Raw genomic sequence first — 18,564 nt, forward strand, 5'->3', positions numbered from 1 at the left:
AAGTTTGAATGATGTTTAATCTCATTAATGTTGCTACTTTTATATCAAAGAGCCAAAGTTTTGTGTTGGCCTAAATTATTAGCTATATGGAAATTAATGTGATCATTACTGGAGCTACAGGGATGGTAGGAGAAGGAGTACTGTTAGAATGCTTGTCAAATCCTCAGATAAAGGAAGTTTTGTCGGTTAGTAGGAAGGCCTATGCCGGTGCTAAACATCCTAAATTGAAGGAATGCATTGTGCCAGACTTCTTTAATCTGGATAGTATACAAGATCAGTTAATTGGCTACGATGCCTGCTTTTACTGTGCTGGTATAAGTTCAAATGGGCTCAATGAATCAGAGTATACACATATTACTTACGATACAGTTATGCATTTTGCCAATAAACTGGTTAGCCTTAGTCCTGAAATGATTTTTGGCCATATATCAGGAAGCCATACAGATAGCTCTGAAAAAGGAAGAATTATGTGGGCACGGGTAAAAGGTAGAACTGAGAATGCTTTAATGAAGCTTCCATTTAAAAAGGTGTATAATTTTAGACCAGCCTTTATGAAACCAACCGAAGGACAAGTAAATGTTAAGGGCTTTTATAAAGCTATAGCTTCTTTGTATCCTTTGTTACGATTCTTAATGCCCGGACGCGTAAGTACTTTGCGTGAAGTAGGGCAGGCTATGATTAATAGCGTGCTAAAGGGTTACCCTAAGCCAATATTGGAAGTAACGGACATTAAGGAATTGGCTAATAACTAAACAAATATCAATTATGAGGAGTTGCAGATTCCCAAACTGAATAATCTGTTAGCATTTTTTCATGTTCTTTTATCCACTTTTTCTTTTCTTCCTGATCGGAAGTAAAGCTTACAATGCGCGCTATTAATGGCATATACTCTGATTTAGATAGTTTATAAAAGTAATCGGCATAAAAAGTCCAGAAAAAATCCTTGTCTTTTTTCTTCTCAGAAAGTTCACCTACAATGCCTAAAATAGTTTTTAGTTGCAGTTCTAGTTGGTCTGTTTCAGATAAATTAGCAATTCCAGGCGAAAATGATGCCATTGAAATTGCTAGGTTTGCAGCATCATAGCTAGGGTTCTTTTTATTTGAACTGATAGTAATATTATTTGTTCCTTCTGTTTTAGGAACACCTAGATTTAGAATTTTTTTAATGTCCTGATAAGCTTTTACTGAGCGCTCAGAAGTTGTTTCCAGTATCAGGAAATTACAATAGGCAAGGAGGGCAGCAATTTTATTTGCAGGCTCAGCCATATTAATTACTGCATATAATCTATGACTACTTGCGTGTTTTGGATTAATCTGTAAGGATTTTGTAGCACATTGTAGTGCCTCTTCATTTTTTCCTGCTCGTACATATGTTATTGCCAGATTGTAATATAAACCCTGATATTCAGGGTATGCTTTTATGCCAAGTTTATAGGTTTCAATGGCTTTATCTGTATTTCCTTCGTTGTCATATATACTGCCTAGCATATCATAAGCGCTGGCAGCATTAGGAGCCTTTCCATCAATTAACTTGTTGATATAAGTGATGGCCTCTTTGGTTTTCTTAGTACTAAGAAGTGAAAAGGCAATTTCATAATTGGCTGTCGGATTATTTGGCTCTAGTTCCAGTGCTTCCTTGTACTTTACAATGGCATCCTCAAACTTGCCTGCATCATGTAATTTAACTCCTTCAGTGATCAGCACTGAGGCCTTACTTTTATCTTGTGATAAAACAGTAAAAGAAATAAATAGGGATAGGAGAATGAGCGTTAATGGTTTCATTACAAGCGAAAATTTGGTTAGTGTGTATTCACTATCATAAAGCTAAATTAAATTGCTCAATAATGTTGCACTATCTCGGCATCTATTATTAAATAACCATCATTTGCACCTTGGGTAAAGATGAGGAATTTGTGATGATCGGGTTTTATTTTATATTTCTTAACTAGGTTTTCTGCCTTATCACGATAGTTTCTGACAATAACATTGGCCTTTAGCGTCTTTTCTTTTTTAAGATCACTGGCAGAGATCATCTGGTTAATCTTAAAAATTCGTCCTGGAAAGGAAGAGTCTATATGCTCTGAAACATACAATTGTGTTTGGTGATGTAGTTTTTTTAATCCGAATCGGGTAGCTATTAAGTTAAAGGCCCCACTTTTAAGCAAGGCCGTATCCGGTTCATACAGATAGCCTGAAGGGGTAGCGCTTAGCAATTCAGCTTCTGTTTCTTCTTCGCCCTTTAAAAAAACAAACTCCTTTTGAGATTCATTGAGCGTAACCGCTACTATTTTTGGTTCCTGTACAGATTTATTGCTATCAATAACCCATAGCAACTCCTTGCACTCATTTTTTACACTTACAATATGAACTTCAGAAACGTTGCCAAGTTCCTTTAAACCGGCAGTTATGTCTAATAAAGGGGCTGTTTTAATAATGATGCGCTTTGATTTATTTAAAAGCAGATCCAAATGTTCAACAACATTTGGAGTACAATCTTTTAGCATAAAAACCTTACCTACAGTACTTCTTCTGGCGGGATCTACATAAATAGTATCAAAGGTTTCATCAGTATTCGCTAAAAGAGCCAAACCATCTTCTGCTAAGCATTGGATGTTTGGTTGCTGTAATACGCTATAGTTATGAGCAGTAATTTCAGAAAGATCTGCATTGATTTCGCAATGCGTTAAGGTTTTTACTGCTTTTGCAAAGTAATAACTATCAACTCCGAAACCTCCGGTAAGGTCTATTAGGCTATCGCCAATAGCCAATCCTGCTTTGTAGGCTGCTGTGGTTTCTGATGAACATTGTTCAATAGAAAGTAAGGCAGGGTAGTAAATCGAGTCAGTTTTATACCAGGTAGGTAGCTTTTTTGCCGACTTATTTTTTGCTGCAATCTGGTTGGCCAGGTCTTTGGAATCAACTTGCTTAAACGGACTTTTAGACATAGCGAGCTTGTGCACATCATCATTTAAATGATTTTTGATGTACTCCTGAACCTCGCTATCTAAAACATATCTATTCAACGGTTGTTTTGTCCCTCATTACAATTTGGCAAGTATATCTGCTTTTAACTTCCAGTAAGATGTTTTTGTTTACTGTAACCCTATCTATAGTTTGTTGGTTGTAATACCTAATGGTAACTAATTCTAAGCCTGTGTTGTATTTAACCTTATAATGCTGCGAAAGATCAGCTATCAGGGCTTCCAGTTTTTTAGGATCATGATCAAAACTTACCGAAAAACTGATGGCAGAATTTAACATGGTGGTTATTTTCACCTTGTGCTTATGGAACAAACTAAAAATATCACTCAGATTTTCTTCAATGATGAATGAAAAATCTTTAGGAAAAATAGAGATCAATGCTTGGTTTACTTTAAATATAAAGGATGGAACCGGCAGGTGATTGTTCTCGCCTGTGATGTCTGTGCCCTCTGCTGTATGGTCAAGAAAAGAGCGTACATACAAAGGAATGTTCTTGTTCTGTATTGGCTTTATTGTTTTCGGGTGAATAATAGTTGCACCGTAATAAGCCAGCTCAATTGCATCATGATAAGACAAACGAGGGATTCTCTCTGTTTCATCAAACCACTTAGGGTCTGCATTTAAAACTCCGGGTACATCTTTCCAAATGGTAAGTGAACTTGCATCCAAGCAGGAAGCAAATATTGCTGCCGAGTAATCAGAACCATCTCTGCCAAGTGTAGTAGTAAAGTTTTCACTTGTACTACCAATAAAACCTTGAGTTACAGCAACACATTTTTCTAAAACAGGAGCAAGCTTTTTCTGTATTTCCTGTTCTGTTTTTTCCCAGTTTACCTGTGCTTCGCGGTAACTGTTATCTGTATGGATAAAATTACGTGCATCAACCCATTGCACATTGCAGCCTGTTTCGTTTAAATAAGCTGCGGCAATTTTAGTAGAAACGATCTCACCGATTGAAACAATCTGATCGTAAATATAATCTGCAGCATTATCCGGTTCTTCCTCAAGTAACCAGTCAATCTCTACAAATGAATTGGCAACATCATTATAAACCGGGTTACTATGATCAGGAAATAACTCACTGATAATATTGAAATGGAATTGTTTTACTTCTTCAAGTATCTCATGCGTATCATTGAGGCCCGATAAATAAGCTTTTGTTAATTCCTCAAGCTTATTTGTCATCTTACCCATTGCTGAGATAACGATTAACAGGTTGTTTTTTTGATTACGTTCTTTAATGATTTTGGCAAGATTTCTTACTCCTTCGGCATCTTTAACTGATGCACCTCCAAACTTGTATACCTCCATTAATTTGTTGGACTTAGTAGTGAATTAGGTTTAGCAATTTCTTTTAGCTCACTGAATGGGATAACCAGTTCTGTTGTTCCATATACATAAGCCTTAATTTCGTAAGGGTTGTAAAGGAATTTTAAGCCCTGATCAGTAACTGTAAAGTTGTCATTCAGTTTAAAAGTATCTTTTTCAAAGAAATAGCCGTCTTTTAAGCTTGCAGTAGGGCTAAGCTTTTCATTCTTTCTGAATATTTTTTCGGCTACAGCAGTAAGCTTTGCCATTGAACCCGGTTGAATCAGTGAATCTAAAAGGATCTCCTGATGGGTAGTTGGATTGTAATTGATGTAAGTGAATACACTATTAGGGTGTGCACCACCAGAGTAATTCATGTAGATGCTTAGCAACGACAAATAAGCCGGTTTTTGTGTAACAACCCTAGCTTTTATAGCTAATATCCAGGTTTGTGGATAATCTTTTTCGGACGTCCTAAAATCATCGTAGCCTTTTACAAAATCTGCAGCATAGTCGTTGTATGTTTTGTAGTTTTTGCCAGAATCTGCTGTAAGTTTTATTTTACTTTCAACAAACTGATTCACTTTTTTATCAGAGAATAACGGGAACACAATAACTGCCTTAGTAGTATCATTCTTTTTATTGATGATTACCGGAGTTTTACTGTAAACTTTTACCGAATCATATTTAAAAGATAATGAATCTGCGCTCGTTACCAGATTTGTTGTATCGGCGGTGCCATTTGTTTTGTTTTCACTCTGACAAGCAATAAAGCCTATCGCAATTATTAAAAGCCCTAATTTTTTCATATTACTTTAAGATTTGTTCCTTTGATAAGGACGCATTTAACCATCCCGCCTCTAAGTCGGCAGCGTACTTATTGTAAAAATTAATTGCCGGTTCGTTCCAGTCCAGAACCTGCCAAACCATACCGTTGTAGTTTTTATCTTTTGCTTCCTGAATAACAGTTTCAAAAAGAAGTTTTCCAACTCCTTTTCCTCGGCATTCTTCAGTAACAATAAAATCTTCCAGATATAATCGACAACCTTTCCAGGTTGAGTATCTTACATAATATAAGGCAAAGCCGACAATCCTGCTGTTATCTTCAGCAACAAAAGCTTTCCATACTTTGTTTTCTCCAAAACCTGCATCTTCAAATTCGGCTATAGTTACGGTTACTTCCTGTGGTGCTTTTTCATAAAGAGCCAATTCATGAATTAATTCTAATAATCTCGGACAATCTTCTCGCTCAGCAACTCTTATTGTAATGCTCATTCTGTTTTGTAATGTTTAATTTTTCATTGGGTTTTTATTGTTTTTTATTTGTGATGAAGCTATCAGAAACTTAGTTTTCATTTTTCTTTGCCAGTTTCTGATGGTTCCTTTTACCAAAAATACTGCTTCCAACTCTTACCATAGTACTGCCTGCTTCGATTGCCAATTTGTAATCGCCCGACATACCCATTGATACTTCCTTAAAGTAATCATCTTTTCTAAAAAAGCTAACTTTTATCCCGTCAAAAAGCACTTTTAGCTCAGTAAATTCATCTAAAGTCTGTTTCTCAGGAGCGTTATTACTTGCAATTCCCATTAAACCTACAATGCGTACGTTTTTAAGAGTAGCAAATTCTTCTGATCTAAGCAGCTCAATTGCTTCATCAAATCCAAGGCCGAATTTGGTGTCTTCATCAGCAATATAGATTTGTAGCAAACAGTCTATTACTCTTTTATTTTTTAAAGCCTGTTTGTTAATTTCAATCAACAACTTTAAGCTATCAACCGAGTGAATTAATTTTATAAATGGGGCAATGTATTTTACCTTGTTGGTTTGCAGATGGCCGATTAAATGCCATTCAATATCTTTAGGTAGTAATGCTTGTTTGTCAACTAATTCCTGCACTATGTTCTCTCCAAAAACACGTTGCCCTGCATTGTAAGCTTCCATAATTGCATCCGGTTCCTGATATTTTGAAACCGCAATTAATTCCGCCTCTGTATTGTCTAATTCGCTTTTATATTTTAATAAGTTATCTGCTATACTCATTTATCAGTATTTTTGGTAAAAATAAGAACCTTAGCGAACTTTGTCTAAGAAATAATGATGTTTTAGCGCATAATGAAGAACTTTATATACACAGCCTTCCTTTTATTATTCATTGCAGGCTGTAAGCCGGGTATTCCTTCTGATATTATTCAGCCAGATAAAATGGCCTTGGTATTGAATGATATTCACATTGCGGATGCCTATATCACTACCATTCCTAACCTTGATAGCTCAAAAGCCACAGCCGCATCTTATTATAATGGAATTTATAAGCGATATGAGATAGACTCTGCACTTTATAATAAAAGCATGATTTATTATGCTCAGCACCCTAAGGTATTAGATGAAATTTATGATAAGGTAACCAAGGGTTTAACAAAGCAGAAAAATGTTTTGGTAAAAGCTGATTCATTGGCGAATGCTAAAATTGCAAAAGCATTGAAAGTAAAAATGAAGGCAGATTCTGTGAAACGTGTAGATTCCTTAAAAAAGGTTACAGCACCACAGAAAGCCAAGTTTAAAGCAGATTCTTTAAAGAAAGTTTTAGCAGTTAAAAAGGCTGATTCCATTAAGAAAATAGACTCAACCAAAAAATCTAAAGCTCTTTTGAGAAAGATTAAAAGGAAAAAGAGAGCTGATTCTATAAAGGCTGCTGAGTTAATTAAGAAGACGATTAAGAAAAAATAAGATAGAAATAGGAATGTTATATCCGGAGAATTGTTTAGAGCGTTTGGGGTTTAATGAGGTAAAACAGCTTATTTACGCACACTGCCTGAGCCCAATGGGACAGCAGATGGTGAGCAAAATGCAGGTGATGACCAAGTTTGATCAGATTAATAAGTTTCTGAGACAAACGCATGAGTTTAAAAGTATCCTCGAAAATCAGGAACCACTGCAAATCAGTACATTTTTCGACATAAAGTCACTTGCTGATAAGATCAGGGTTGAGGGAACTTATCTGGTAGAGGATGAGTTGCATCAAATGTATGCTTCATTGCAAACGGTATTTTCTGTATTGAGGTTTTTTGACGAAAGAAAAGAAATATATCCTAACCTGGAAGCTTTGTTTGAACATCTTCCGGTTGAAAAGAATATCCTCAAACGCATAGAGTCTGTATTGGATCCGAAAGGAAAGATAAAACCCAATGCTTCAGTGGCGCTTCAAAACATAATTGGTGAAATTGCAAAAGCGGAGCAGGATGTAAGAAAGCGAATGGATTCTATTTACAAGCAAGCTATTAGTAATAATTGGGTTGCCGATGGTAGTTTAACTATACGCGATGGCAGAATGTGTATTCCGGTACTGGCCGAAAATAAAAGGAAACTGAAAGGTTTTATTCATGATGAATCGGCCAGTGGACAAACGGTATATATAGAGCCTGAAGAGGTGTTCTCGCTAAATAATAAGCTTAGGGATTTGGAGTTTGATAAACGCAGGGAGATTATAAAGATCCTGATTGCGCTTACCAATGATTTGAGACCATATACGCCATTATTATTATCGTACCATGGCTTTCTAACCAAGTTAGATTTTGTACGGGCTAAGGCTTTGTTTGCTATTGACGTTGAGGCCGATATGCCTGTTTTAATAAAGGAGGCAAAAACAAAATTGGTAAATGCTCGTCATCCTTTATTGTATCTTTCGTTTAAGCAGGACAAGAAATCTGTAGTTCCATTGAACTTTCATATTAATGAAAATATGAGGGTTGTATTGGTGTCAGGTCCCAATGCCGGGGGTAAGTCGGTATGTATGAAAACTGTGGGTTTACTGCAGTTGATGGTACAATCGGGATTACTGATCCCTGTGCACGAATCTAGTGAGGTTGGTATCTTCGACAATATCTTTGCCGATATCGGCGATGACCAGTCGATAGAAAGTGATTTGAGTACTTACAGTGCACACCTTACCAAAATGAGATATTTTGTTGCACATGCAACACCTAAATCTCTTGTGTTAATTGATGAGTTTGGAACTGGTACCGATCCGCAGTTTGGTGGCCCTATGGCTGAGGCTGTGCTTGAAGTATTGAACAATAAAAAAGTAAGGGGTGTAATTACTACCCACTACTCTAATTTGAAGCTTTTTGCCGGGAATACTCCTGGTCTAGAAAACGCGTCGATGTTGTTTGATAACGACAAAATGAAGCCTATGTACGTACTGGAAATTGGTAAGCCGGGTAGTTCTTATGCTTTTGAAATTGCGCAAAATATTGGTTTGCAAAAAGAAGTGCTTGAACTGGCAAGAGCTAAAACCGGAACTAATCAGAACAGAATAGATAGTTTACTGGTTGATCTGGAACGTGAAAAGAAACAGATTTACGATACCAAAGTGAATCTTTCAAATCAGCAGAATAAAGTAAAAAACTTAGTAGCTGAAAATGAAAAGTTGAAACTGTTCTTGGATGAAAATAAGAAAATACTGATTAAGGAAGCGAAACTGGAAGCTCAGGCTATCATTAAAAATGCCAATAAGCTGGTTGAAAATACAATAGCGGAGATTAAAGAAAGTAAAGCAGATAAGGTAGTAACTAAAGAACTGAGACAAAATCTGCACAGGGAATTGGTTCAGAATCATGTAAAAGAAGAGAAGAAACCTGAAGTTCCGGTAATCAGTAATACGCCTATTGAAGTAGGAGATTGGGTGCAGCTAAATAATAGCGAAACCATGGGACAGGTGTTAGAGATTAATCGTGATAATCTGGTGGTTGCACTAGGTGATCTGCGTTCGGTACTAAAGAAAAACCGTGTACAGAAAATCAGTAACAAGCAGGCCAAAAAGGCAGTTCAGAATAATTCATTTACAGGTAGTATTTCTGAAGCAATATCAAGTTTTACGGCCGAGCTAGACCTGCGAGGAATGCGTGGCGAAAATGCCTTGCATGAAGTAGAAAAATATCTTGATAAGTCAATTATGCTTGGTTTTCCTTTTATTAAAATTATCCATGGAAAAGGAGATGGTATTTTAAGGAAACTGGTTCGTGAATATTTAAAGAAATATAGTCAGGTAAACAGGGTAGAGGATGAGCATGCCGATAGAGGTGGCGATGGCATCACTTATGTTTATTTTAATTAGGTAAACTTATTTACTTTTAGGGTGTTGTATAAAAAACGACATCCTATGAAGCTTTTAATTGTAAGTCTGTTTGCGCTCTTTGTAAGTGTTTCTTCCTGCAAGAAAAGCAAATCCGGAGCCTCACAGAATCCTGGCGATGTTACTATTAAAACCAAGGTTTTAGCCGCTGGGCTATCCCATATTTGGGAGGTGGTTTACGGCCCGGATCAACAATTGTGGATTACTGAACGTTCAGGTAAAATCAGCAGGGTAAATCCAGGATCAGGGGTAGTATCCCCACTTCATACTATTGCCGAAGTGGTATCAAAAGGAGAGGGCGGTTTGTTGGGGATGGTTTTAAATCCCGACTTTCAAGCTAATCCATGGGTATATGTGGTTTATGATTATGGTTCAAATTATAAAGGAAAGGTAGTTCGGTTTACTTACTCAGATGGTAAACTGAATTCACCTCTTACTATTCTTGATCAAATTCCTGCAGCATCAATACATAACGGTTCAAGGTTGCTGATTACGGAAGATAAGAAACTACTGATTACAACAGGTGATGCGAGTGATGCTGATAATGCCCAGGACATGAATTCTTTGTCGGGTAAAATACTAAGAGTAAATCTTGATGGTTCCATACCTGCAGATAATCCTGTTGCAGGTAGCAGAATATGGAGTTTGGGACATAGAAATCCGCAGGGTTTGGTAATGGCCAATGGCAAGCTATACGAATCGGAGCATGGTCCCAATAACGATGATGAGGTAAACATTATTCTGAAAGGCAGAAACTATGGTTGGCCAGAAGTTGAAGGCTATTGCGATGGCAACTCCGAAAAAGTATTCTGTGCTGCACACAACGTAGTAGAGCCAATTAAAGCCTGGACACCTACAATTGCTACCAGTGGTTTAACTTATTATGGTAGTGATTTGATCTCCGAGTGGAAAAACTCTTTATTATTAGTTAGTCTAAAAGCTTCTAAACTAACTCAGCTACAACTTAATGCTGCCGGCGATAAGATAGATAGTAGTAAAGATTATCTGATAAATGAATATGGAAGGTTAAGAGCAATATGTACCGCGCCAAATGGAAAAGTATATATAGGCAGTAGTAATGGAGGTGATGATAAAATTCTAGAAATATCGAAATAGTTTGGTTCTAACATAATTTATAGCATAATTTAGTAACAAAACGTTTAGTATGATAAACAAAGTTGTAGCGGGCGCTGATGAAGCGATCAGGGACATAAAAGACGGTAGTACATTAATGCTTGGAGGTTTTGGTTTGTGTGGAATACCTGAAAACTGCATCACCGCATTGGTAAAAAAAGGAGTTAAAAGACTTACTTGTATTTCAAATAATGCCGGGGTTGATGATTTCGGGATTGGCTTGATGTTGCAGCAGCGTCAGGTTAAAAAAATGATCTCATCGTATGTAGGGGAGAACGCCGAATTTGAACGTCAGTTGTTAAGTGGTGAGCTGGAAGTGGAGTTGATACCTCAGGGTACATTAGCCACAAGGTGCATGGCAGCAGGATATGGTATGCCCGCAATTTTTACACCTGCAGGTGTTGGTACTGAGGTAGCAGAGGGTAAAGAAATTAGAAATTTTAATGGTAAGGATTATTTAATGGAATATGCATTTGATGCAGATTTTGCATTAGTAAAAGCCTGGAAAGGTGATACTGCCGGCAATTTAATCTTCAGATCTACAAGCCGAAATTTTAATCCTGTTATGGCTATGGCCGGAAAGATCACGATTGCAGAAGTTGAAGAACTTGTTGAAGCGGGAACGCTTGATCCTGATCATGTTCATACTCCTGGTGTTTATGTGCATCGCATTTTTCAGGGTGCTAATTATGAGAAAAGAATAGAACAACGTACGGTTAGACCAAGAAATTAACTTTTATGCTCGATAAGAACGGAATTGCGAAACGTATCGCAAAGGAAATTAGAGACGGCTACTATGTGAATTTAGGAATTGGTATTCCAACTCTGGTAGCTAATTTTATACCTGATGGAATTAATGTAGTGCTTCAATCCGAGAATGGTTTATTGGGCATGGGGCCTTTCCCATTTGAAGGGGAAGAGGATGCTGACTTAATTAATGCAGGTAAGCAAACGATTACTACTTTGCCTGGCTCATCAATATTTGATTCGGCGATGAGTTTTGGAATGATCAGAAGTCAGAAAATTGACTTAACGATATTAGGTGCAATGGAAGTATCCGAAAATGGTGATATTGCCAATTGGAAAATACCGGGTAAAATGGTTAAAGGAATGGGAGGAGCTATGGATCTTGTAGCTTCTGCAAAGAATATAATTGTTGCTATGCAACATGTAAATAAAGCAGGGGAGAGTAAATTATTGCCAAAGTGCTCCTTGCCGCTTACTGGAGTAAACTGTATTAGAAAAGTAGTAACGGAACTAGCTGTATTGGATATATTGCCTGAAGGTGGCTTTAAGTTAATTGAAAGAGCTCCGGGAGTAAGTGTTGATTACATTAAACAAGTTACGGCCGGCAGGCTTTTCGCTGATGACGGTGCACCGGAAATGATATTGGATTAGTTATGTCTAGTACGATCGTCATGTTGAATTTACGTAATCGTCATCCTGATATACTGTCGTCATCCTGAATTTATTTCAGGACCTCTCAAGAGAAAGGAAGCCTTGTTGGTGCGAGGTCCTGAAATAAATTCAGGATGACGACAGTGTAAACATAAACAGGCCTATTCGGCCTGTTTATGTTTACAATATTTTACTTTCAGATCTACAGAGATCTCTTCAGTTATTTTAATGATATCCTCAGGTGTATCATGATTGTTGATGATAACCTGATCGCATTGGCCTTTATAAGGCAACAAGAACTCTTTGTAAGCCGGAACCACATGATTGTGCCATTTGTAAGTAACATCTTCCTCAGGGTAGCCACGTTCCATACCATCGCGTTTAATTCTGCGATCTAACGCTACAGATTCATCTGCCTCAACAAAAATTCTATGATCAAGAAGTTGAGCAATTTCTTTAAAATGGAGAATAAAAAGCCCTTCTACAATGATAATTGGTGCAGGGTTAATCTCCAATATTTTGGTTATTGCCAATGGATTATTAAAGTTGTATTCTTTCTTATAAACAACTTCTCCCTTTATAAGTTTCTTAATATCCAGTAAAAATTGCTGATCATCAATGGTTGATGGTAAATCAAAGTTGTATAATTTGTTCTCTTCCTGAGTCATTTCACCAGCCGGGATGTAATAATCATCCTGTGAAACTAATGTTACCTCATCATTTTTAAAATGATGTAGGAAACAATTTAAAAAGAAGGTTTTGCCGGATCCACTACCACCCGCAATACCGATAATAAAAGGCTTATTATTGTTCATTCTCTTGTCCGCCGTATGTTAAATTGCAATAAAATCTCTTGTCTAAAGCACCTAGTGCATCAGCAACCGCTTTAGTCATTACAATTATAACATCTTTTGTGGACTCATTTTCAGTAAATTTACCAACAACCTTTGCAAAAGCGGATCTGTTGGTCATGGGGTTAGTGATTTTCATTACCGTTCCAATAGGAGCTGTGCGGTGTAAAACCAACATTTTTGCTGGATCAAGATCACTGTCAGTAATCCATGCTGCAGTACCTTTTTCATCAATCTGATTTAGGCCATATCTGCTAGCAGCATACTTTAATGAAGGATCTTTGATAGAGTTCAACGTGTCAGGATTAGCAGGATGTTTAGCATTTTCAGTAACTACCGGATACTGACCTCTGATTAATAACCTTTGACCAACACTTAGTGAGTTATCAGTTAAGTTGTTTTTAGCTTTTAACTGATCCATTGTTAATTTGTATCGCGTTGCAATAGAATACATGGTTTCGTTAGAAGCAACTGTATGCACTAACAATGGTCCTTCATCTTGTTTTGTAGAATCAGGATTTGAGGTGTCAGGTTTAACAGGTGTAGGTTTTTGAGTTGACTTTGTACTGTCTTTTTTAACTACGATTGCTACAGGATCTTTTGCTGTGTTTTCAACCGGTGGAGTATTGATTTTCTCCGGGTCTACAGTTTCTGTAGGTGTTTCTTCCGGAGTTTTAGTCGCGGGAATTTTTAACAGCTGACCTATTTTTAAATTTATAGTACGCAGATTGTTAACTTTTTTAATCTCATTTACAGTTGTTCCGTATTTTTCGGCCAACATATTAAGGTTTTCCTTTTTCTGTACAGCATGCTCTATAAGGTTGCCTTCAACCGGTGTATCAGTAGCTGTTGCCGGGACTATAGTTTCTTTTGAGTTTGTATTATTTGCAGTGCTTGCAGTAGGGGAAAACGGAATGTCGGTAGGTACTTTAATAATGACCCCAATTTGAAGGTATTTGTTATCATTAAATGTCATTAACGTTTTAGGAACAATGTTGTATCTTCTTCCTATGGAATAGTAGGTGTCTTTTGCAACCACCTTGTGCACGATCAATTTTTTACCGTTATAATTTTCTACACCTATTGAATCTCTGGTGTTTGCCTCGGCAGCAGTTAAATTAAGAAGTACGGCAAAGAATGATACTATATAATATTTATACATTAATTTTCTGATAAAGTAATTTCGCAATAATACGAATAATAAAAGTAACCCCTGAATTGATACTATAAACGTTTCTTATGATTTCCTATTGTATGTTTAAGAACATTTTTCAAACCATTTTAATTGCACATTGTTATATTCTCAATTCCTAGAAGGACGACAAAATAAAAAAATAAATACTATGGACGCAAAAGAAATCAGTTTAAATGAAAAGAAAGTAAAACCCGTTGTAGATATGTTAAATGATTATTTAGCTAACTACCATATTCATTATCAGAAGTTAAGAGGCTGTCATTGGAATATTAAAGGTCAGAATTTTTTTACCCTGCACCTTAAGTTCGAAGAGTTGTATACAAATGCCCAGCTTACGATAGATGAAATTGCAGAGCGTGTTTTAACTCTTGGAAAACCTCCTCATAGTCGCTTTGCTGATTATATTAAAGAATCTACAATAAAAGAAATTGATACCATAGGTTTAAAAGATATGGATATGGTTGAAGCTATACTTGATGATATGGCTAAGCTAATTGAATTGGAACGTGACCTGCTTGATGCAACAGATAAAGCCGGTGATGATGGCTCGAATGATATGGTAAATAGGTTTATGCAATTTAAAGAGAAAAACACCTGGATGCTGCGCTCTTTTGCAGGTAAAAAATAGTGTGGTTTTTATAATTGTTTGATAAGACAAGTCTTACTGGCTTGTCTTATTTTTTTCAATGTCTTTTAATACCCATTCAAGTTCCAATTCTTTAATATCTTTGGCATGTAATGGGATGTAAAAGTCTTGAAGACTATGAATGCAGATCAATTTACATGCAAGCCAACGAAACAGGCAAGCTTTACTCCACAGTTTCCGAACCTATAATCCGCTAATGGCCTCTTGCAACTCCTGGTCAGTAATGCCTGTAGGAAGTATTGGGTCATAATATGCCTGGGCGATCTCAATCGCCTCCGGCGTTAGTAATATGCGACCATTGATCTCTTTGAACGGATTTGGATATGAATTCAGGCAAATCACATTAAACAAAGCATTCGATAATGCGAGAGGTACCAAGCTTTCATCGGAGTAGGTCAATACAATTTTGCTGGTACCGATCAGTTCGTATTTGAGGTCGTGATAAATAGTATTGGATATGTGCGTTTTGACTCTCTGGGGGAGATCAGGCTTAAATACAATGCTAATAAAGATACCCTCTCCCGGTCTACAAGTAGCTGAGTCGACCTTAGCTAATTTGATTTTTTTGGAAGCTTTGTTCAAGTTTGTGATAGCATCGTCGATTGAAGAGTTGAAGTTGTGTTTAGCATCTATGATTACCCTTGCCGGAAAACTGAATTTGACTAATTCGCGAGGCTTAGCGGCTTTTTGGTCATAGAGACCAAACCTTAGAATTTCGCTGTATACTTTCTGCAATCCGTGTCGCTTGACATGTACCCTTAGTTTGGGCTTAGCATTGACATGCACAAGGATATCAGCATAGTCCTCCTCGAAGTCTTTACCCTCATATCCGCAAGGAATTTCAGTTTCATAAAGCAGCTTAATTACGGACTGATCAATAGGTTTTAATTCTGTGTTACAGTTCGTGCTTAAAGTTCCGTTTGAAAACCTGTTACTGTGGCCATGCAGCCCTAAGCAATGCATTAATTCATGTAATATAACTGAACGTCGTGTTCCATCATTCATCGAAGTTGTCAAGGTGGAGTCGCTAAGTATCTCTATGTGTGCCTTTTTAATTGCATAGTCTATTGCTATTGTTGTAGTTACACCGAGTTGTTCCTTATCTTTCTGATTTCTATGGCCCGTAAAATTGAGAATCACATTCGCACCACTAGTGTCGTTTGTCAACCTCATTTTAATAGGTAACTTTAAATCTTGAAATTGCCTAATTGCAGCGCTAATTCGATGCTGATCTCCAGGGATTGTGTCACCGGTCACGGCAATGCTAATATCGGACTCCCATTTTTGCAACTTCTGAATGGTCTTTGGATGTTCAGAATCAAAAAATGCCAGTTCGAAAAAATAATTTATTTCGTCAGTGCTGTATTTGGAACTGATTTTTTTTGAAAAACATCCAAGCATGCTAAAGCTAATACAAAGTAGCAAAGCCAAGGTTGCAAGGAATGTGTTAGAGCGCATATGGTTTGGTTATAAACAAATATACTAGAAGTATATACTATTCTCTAAACTGATTTTCAAAAGGGTGAATGGGAACTTTTGGAAAGCGGTAACTGAACCTTAAACCGATTAGTTCTAATAGCAGAAGTTTTGCATAACAAGTTTTATAAACTGAGTACTAAATGAAGCTTTTACGCTTATTGAGCATTTTCAACTGCTCTTCGGCTTCCTTTCTGATATCAATAGCTGTTTTTTTTTCTCGAGGCAATGATCCACTTCTTAAGATCGGACTTGCTGAAATACAGCATTTCTTCCGGAAGGATTTAAAATTAGTAAGTGGTGTTTAAACAATAATACATAATATTTCTTTAATATCTTTGGCATGTAATGGGATATAAAAGTTTAGCAGACTGCGTTGCCGATCTGGAAAAGCATGGGCATTTAATTAGGATAAAAGAAGAGGTAGATCCTTATCTTGAAATGGCTGCAATACACCTTAGGGTATATGAGCAACAAGGACCGGCATTGTACTTCGAGAAAGTTAAGGGAAGTAAGTTTCCGGCCGTTTCTAATTTATTTGGAACATTGGAGCGTTCTAAGTTTATGTTTCGCGATAGCTTGCCTAAGGTAGAGCAGTTAGTAAACCTGAGGTCAGATCCCGTTAAGGCTTTAAAAAATCCTTTTAAATTACCTGGTATCGCTTTTACAGCATTAACAGCGCTGCCTTTAAAACAGAGTTTGTTTAAAGCTACTTTTAGTAAAACCACCATTAGCGAGTTGCCTCAAATTGTAAACTGGCCAATGGATGGTGGACCTTTTATTACCATGCCGCAGGTTTATACGGAAGATATTGACAAGCCGGGAGTGCTAAACGCCAATCTTGGAATGTACAGAATACAGTTGGCTGGTAATGATTACGAGACCAATAAAGAAATAGGATTACATTATCAAATACATAGAGGAATTGGAGTTCATCAATCGAAAGCCAATGCAAAAGGCCTGCCTTTAAAGGTGAGCATTTTTGTAGGCGGGCCTCCTTCTCATCCATTAGCTGCGGTAATGCCATTGCCCGAAGGCCTGTCAGAAATGACTTTTGCAGGTGCTTTAGGTAATAGAAGGTTCAGATATTTTTATGATGATGAAGGATTTTGCATTTCAGCAGATGCTGATTTTGTGATAACCGGTACTGTTTATCCTCAGGATAATAAACCGGAAGGACCATTTGGCGACCATTTGGGTTATTACAGCCTTACCCATCCGTTTCCTTTAATGAAGGTGCATAATGTTTATCACCGAAATGATGCGATATGGTCGTTTACCGTTGTAGGTAGGCCTCCTCAGGAAGACACCAGTTTTGGAGCTTTAATTCATGAAATTGCCGGATCGGCTTTGCCTAAAGAAATTCATGGATTAAAGGAAGTGAATGCAGTTGATGCAGCAGGTGTACATCCGTTATTATTTGCAATCGGGAGTGAACGTTACACACCATATTTAAATGAAAGAAGACCTCAGGAAATATTAACGATTGCAAATCATATTCTTGGTAAAAATCAATTGAGCTTGGCTAAGTACTTGTTTATTGCTGCAAGGGAGGATGATGAGCAATTAGATACGCATGATCTTTCCCGTTTTATACAGCATGTATTGGAGAGAATTGATCTGACGAGGGATTTACATTTCCATACTCAAACGACTATCGATACATTAGATTATAGTGGCGAGGGATTGAATAGTGGATCAAAAGTGGTTTTTGCTGCTGCAGGGGAGAAAAAGAGAACGTTAGCTACTGAGTTGCCAGTTGATTTGATTCCTTCTGCCGGCTTTTCGGATTTAAAACTTGCCATTCCGGGCGTGTTGGTTGCGCAGCTTCCTAAGTATGTTACTGCTGAAATTGCTAAGAATGAAATAGCGGCGCTAGAAGAATCATTAAAAGGCAAAGATTTATATGGAACTCCTTTAATTGTACTTTGTGATGATGCCGCATTTACAGCTGAAAGCATAAACAATCTGGTTTGGGTTACCTTTACAAGAAGTAATCCGGCAACAGATATTCATGGTATTTCTGAATTTATCAATAATAAACATTGGGGTTGCAATGGTCCTGTTATAATCGATGCACGTAAAAAACCGCATCATGCACCTGAGCTGTTGAAAGTGCCAGAGGTAGAAGAAAAAGTGAACAAGTTGAGAGAGAAGGGGGCTTCTTTGTTTGGTGTAATCTAGAATTTAATAGAGAGTAATGAGAGACTGCGCTTGGTGTAAGAAAAGAGTGTTTTAGGACTTTAGGTCCTATATTAGTCCTATGAAAGTCCTACAATAGTCCTACAAAAATCCGAGAAGTTATAAAGTATAATGGGTGTTATTAAGAAAGCCCAATATTCTGAATTTATTTCAGGACCTCGTTTGGCCAGGTATTTAATACCATGTGTGAGGTCCTGAAATAAATTCAGGATATCGGGCGTATTATTTGAATTAGCT

At 37.2% G+C, this 18,564-nt stretch carries 17 protein-coding genes; 8 read left to right on the forward strand and 9 right to left on the reverse strand.

Translation table 11 applies throughout. The features are described 5' to 3' along the window. Positions 1–86: 86 nt before the first annotated feature. Positions 87–752 carry an NAD-dependent epimerase/dehydratase family protein gene (locus tag HQN83_RS11920; protein WP_173090576.1) on the forward strand — a complete coding sequence of 222 codons (666 nt, stop codon included), beginning with the start codon at positions 87–89 and terminating at the stop codon, positions 750–752. Between the two features lie 7 nt (positions 753–759). Here the strand turns inward: HQN83_RS11920 and HQN83_RS11925 are convergent, their stop codons facing one another. The 6 genes from HQN83_RS11925 to HQN83_RS11950 all read right to left on the reverse strand — a co-directional run bounded on the left by HQN83_RS11925 (position 760) and on the right by HQN83_RS11950 (position 6,334). Beyond that, the gene (locus HQN83_RS11925; protein ID WP_173090577.1) at positions 760–1,782 is read right to left on the reverse strand and encodes a tetratricopeptide repeat protein; all 1,023 of its coding nucleotides are present in this window, start codon (positions 1,780–1,782) and stop codon (positions 760–762) included. A gap of 56 nt (positions 1,783–1,838) precedes the next feature. Further along, on the reverse strand, positions 1,839–3,023 hold the full coding sequence (locus HQN83_RS11930) for a class I SAM-dependent methyltransferase (protein ID WP_173090578.1): 1,185 nt from the start codon (positions 3,021–3,023) through the stop codon (positions 1,839–1,841). Further along, the gene (locus HQN83_RS11935) at positions 3,016–4,293 is read right to left on the reverse strand and encodes an aspartate kinase (RefSeq protein ID WP_173090579.1); all 1,278 of its coding nucleotides are present in this window, start codon (positions 4,291–4,293) and stop codon (positions 3,016–3,018) included. The genes HQN83_RS11930 and HQN83_RS11935 overlap by 8 nt, the downstream gene beginning before the upstream one ends. After that, positions 4,293–5,099: a DUF3298 and DUF4163 domain-containing protein gene (locus tag HQN83_RS11940; protein ID WP_173090580.1), complete on the reverse strand. Its 807-nt coding sequence runs from the start codon at positions 5,097–5,099 to the stop codon at positions 4,293–4,295. The genes HQN83_RS11935 and HQN83_RS11940 overlap by 1 nt, the downstream gene beginning before the upstream one ends. A gap of 1 nt (position 5,100) precedes the next feature. Next, positions 5,101–5,565 (reverse strand): GNAT family N-acetyltransferase, encoded by a 465-nt coding sequence (locus tag HQN83_RS11945; protein WP_173090581.1) that lies wholly within the window; start codon positions 5,563–5,565, stop codon positions 5,101–5,103. A 70-nt stretch (positions 5,566–5,635) separates the two neighbouring features. Then, positions 5,636–6,334, reverse strand: coding sequence for a YggS family pyridoxal phosphate-dependent enzyme (locus HQN83_RS11950; RefSeq protein ID WP_173090582.1), 699 nt, complete (start codon positions 6,332–6,334; stop codon positions 5,636–5,638). 72 nt (positions 6,335–6,406) lie between these two features. Between HQN83_RS11950 and HQN83_RS11955 the strand changes: the two genes are divergently transcribed. The 5 genes from HQN83_RS11955 to HQN83_RS11975 are packed head-to-tail and all read left to right on the forward strand — an operon-like array spanning position 6,407 to position 11,957. Continuing rightward, positions 6,407–7,021, forward strand: coding sequence for a DUF4296 domain-containing protein (locus HQN83_RS11955; protein WP_173090583.1), 615 nt, complete (start codon positions 6,407–6,409; stop codon positions 7,019–7,021). Between the two features lie 13 nt (positions 7,022–7,034). Beyond that, positions 7,035–9,407 carry an endonuclease MutS2 gene (locus HQN83_RS11960; protein WP_173090584.1) on the forward strand — a complete coding sequence of 791 codons (2,373 nt, stop codon included), beginning with the start codon at positions 7,035–7,037 and terminating at the stop codon, positions 9,405–9,407. 45 nt (positions 9,408–9,452) lie between these two features. Then, positions 9,453–10,541: a PQQ-dependent sugar dehydrogenase gene (locus HQN83_RS11965; protein WP_173090585.1), complete on the forward strand. Its 1,089-nt coding sequence runs from the start codon at positions 9,453–9,455 to the stop codon at positions 10,539–10,541. Positions 10,542–10,590: 49 nt separating this feature from the next. Continuing rightward, positions 10,591–11,292 (forward strand): CoA transferase subunit A, encoded by a 702-nt coding sequence (locus HQN83_RS11970; protein ID WP_173090586.1) that lies wholly within the window; start codon positions 10,591–10,593, stop codon positions 11,290–11,292. 5 nt (positions 11,293–11,297) lie between these two features. Then, positions 11,298–11,957 carry a 3-oxoacid CoA-transferase subunit B gene (locus HQN83_RS11975; RefSeq protein WP_173090587.1) on the forward strand — a complete coding sequence of 220 codons (660 nt, stop codon included), beginning with the start codon at positions 11,298–11,300 and terminating at the stop codon, positions 11,955–11,957. A gap of 161 nt (positions 11,958–12,118) precedes the next feature. On the opposite strand, the gene HQN83_RS11980 is transcribed toward HQN83_RS11975, so the two are convergent. Then, a complete protein-coding gene (locus HQN83_RS11980; protein ID WP_173090588.1) occupies positions 12,119–12,772 on the reverse strand; it encodes a uridine kinase family protein in 654 nt (217 codons plus the stop codon). Then, a complete protein-coding gene (locus tag HQN83_RS11985) occupies positions 12,762–13,970 on the reverse strand; it encodes a LysM peptidoglycan-binding domain-containing protein (RefSeq protein WP_173090589.1) in 1,209 nt (402 codons plus the stop codon). The genes HQN83_RS11980 and HQN83_RS11985 overlap by 11 nt, the downstream gene beginning before the upstream one ends. Before the next feature lie 181 nt (positions 13,971–14,151). Here HQN83_RS11985 and HQN83_RS11990 point away from each other — a divergent pair, with 181 nt between their 5' ends. Beyond that, positions 14,152–14,631: a Dps family protein gene (locus HQN83_RS11990; RefSeq protein ID WP_173090590.1), complete on the forward strand. Its 480-nt coding sequence runs from the start codon at positions 14,152–14,154 to the stop codon at positions 14,629–14,631. A gap of 201 nt (positions 14,632–14,832) precedes the next feature. On the opposite strand, the gene HQN83_RS11995 is transcribed toward HQN83_RS11990, so the two are convergent. Further along, positions 14,833–16,107, reverse strand: a complete 1,275-nt coding sequence (locus HQN83_RS11995; RefSeq protein WP_173090591.1) for a DUF2927 domain-containing protein — start codon at positions 16,105–16,107, stop codon at positions 14,833–14,835. A 366-nt stretch (positions 16,108–16,473) separates the two neighbouring features. Between HQN83_RS11995 and HQN83_RS12000 the strand changes: the two genes are divergently transcribed. Continuing rightward, a complete protein-coding gene (locus tag HQN83_RS12000) occupies positions 16,474–18,309 on the forward strand; it encodes a UbiD family decarboxylase (RefSeq protein WP_173090592.1) in 1,836 nt (611 codons plus the stop codon). Positions 18,310–18,564: the final 255 nt, after the last annotated feature.

Source organism: Pedobacter foliorum, assembly GCF_013266735.1.
GTDB lineage: Bacteria > Bacteroidota > Bacteroidia > Sphingobacteriales > Sphingobacteriaceae > Pedobacter > Pedobacter foliorum.

What these genes read in the sequence shown, in the direction of transcription:
- HQN83_RS11920 (WP_173090576.1), top strand. Translation starts at nt 87, where the DNA reads ATGGAAATTAATGTGATCATTACTGGAGCTACAGGGATGGTAGGAGAA.
- HQN83_RS11965 (WP_173090585.1), top strand. Translation starts at nt 9,453, where the DNA reads ATGAAGCTTTTAATTGTAAGTCTGTTTGCGCTCTTTGTAAGTGTTTCT.
- HQN83_RS11935 (WP_173090579.1), bottom strand. Translation starts at nt 4,293, where the DNA reads ATGGAGGTATACAAGTTTGGAGGTGCATCAGTTAAAGATGCCGAAGGA.
- HQN83_RS12000 (WP_173090592.1), top strand. Translation starts at nt 16,474, where the DNA reads ATGGGATATAAAAGTTTAGCAGACTGCGTTGCCGATCTGGAAAAGCAT.
- HQN83_RS11925 (WP_173090577.1), bottom strand. Translation starts at nt 1,782, where the DNA reads ATGAAACCATTAACGCTCATTCTCCTATCCCTATTTATTTCTTTTACT.
- HQN83_RS11970 (WP_173090586.1), top strand. Translation starts at nt 10,591, where the DNA reads ATGATAAACAAAGTTGTAGCGGGCGCTGATGAAGCGATCAGGGACATA.
- HQN83_RS11945 (WP_173090581.1), bottom strand. Translation starts at nt 5,565, where the DNA reads ATGAGCATTACAATAAGAGTTGCTGAGCGAGAAGATTGTCCGAGATTA.
- HQN83_RS11995 (WP_173090591.1), bottom strand. Translation starts at nt 16,107, where the DNA reads ATGCGCTCTAACACATTCCTTGCAACCTTGGCTTTGCTACTTTGTATT.
- HQN83_RS11960 (WP_173090584.1), top strand. Translation starts at nt 7,035, where the DNA reads ATGTTATATCCGGAGAATTGTTTAGAGCGTTTGGGGTTTAATGAGGTA.
- HQN83_RS11985 (WP_173090589.1), bottom strand. Translation starts at nt 13,970, where the DNA reads ATGTATAAATATTATATAGTATCATTCTTTGCCGTACTTCTTAATTTA.
- HQN83_RS11940 (WP_173090580.1), bottom strand. Translation starts at nt 5,099, where the DNA reads ATGAAAAAATTAGGGCTTTTAATAATTGCGATAGGCTTTATTGCTTGT.
- HQN83_RS11975 (WP_173090587.1), top strand. Translation starts at nt 11,298, where the DNA reads ATGCTCGATAAGAACGGAATTGCGAAACGTATCGCAAAGGAAATTAGA.
- HQN83_RS11990 (WP_173090590.1), top strand. Translation starts at nt 14,152, where the DNA reads ATGGACGCAAAAGAAATCAGTTTAAATGAAAAGAAAGTAAAACCCGTT.
- HQN83_RS11950 (WP_173090582.1), bottom strand. Translation starts at nt 6,334, where the DNA reads ATGAGTATAGCAGATAACTTATTAAAATATAAAAGCGAATTAGACAAT.
- HQN83_RS11955 (WP_173090583.1), top strand. Translation starts at nt 6,407, where the DNA reads ATGAAGAACTTTATATACACAGCCTTCCTTTTATTATTCATTGCAGGC.
- HQN83_RS11980 (WP_173090588.1), bottom strand. Translation starts at nt 12,772, where the DNA reads ATGAACAATAATAAGCCTTTTATTATCGGTATTGCGGGTGGTAGTGGA.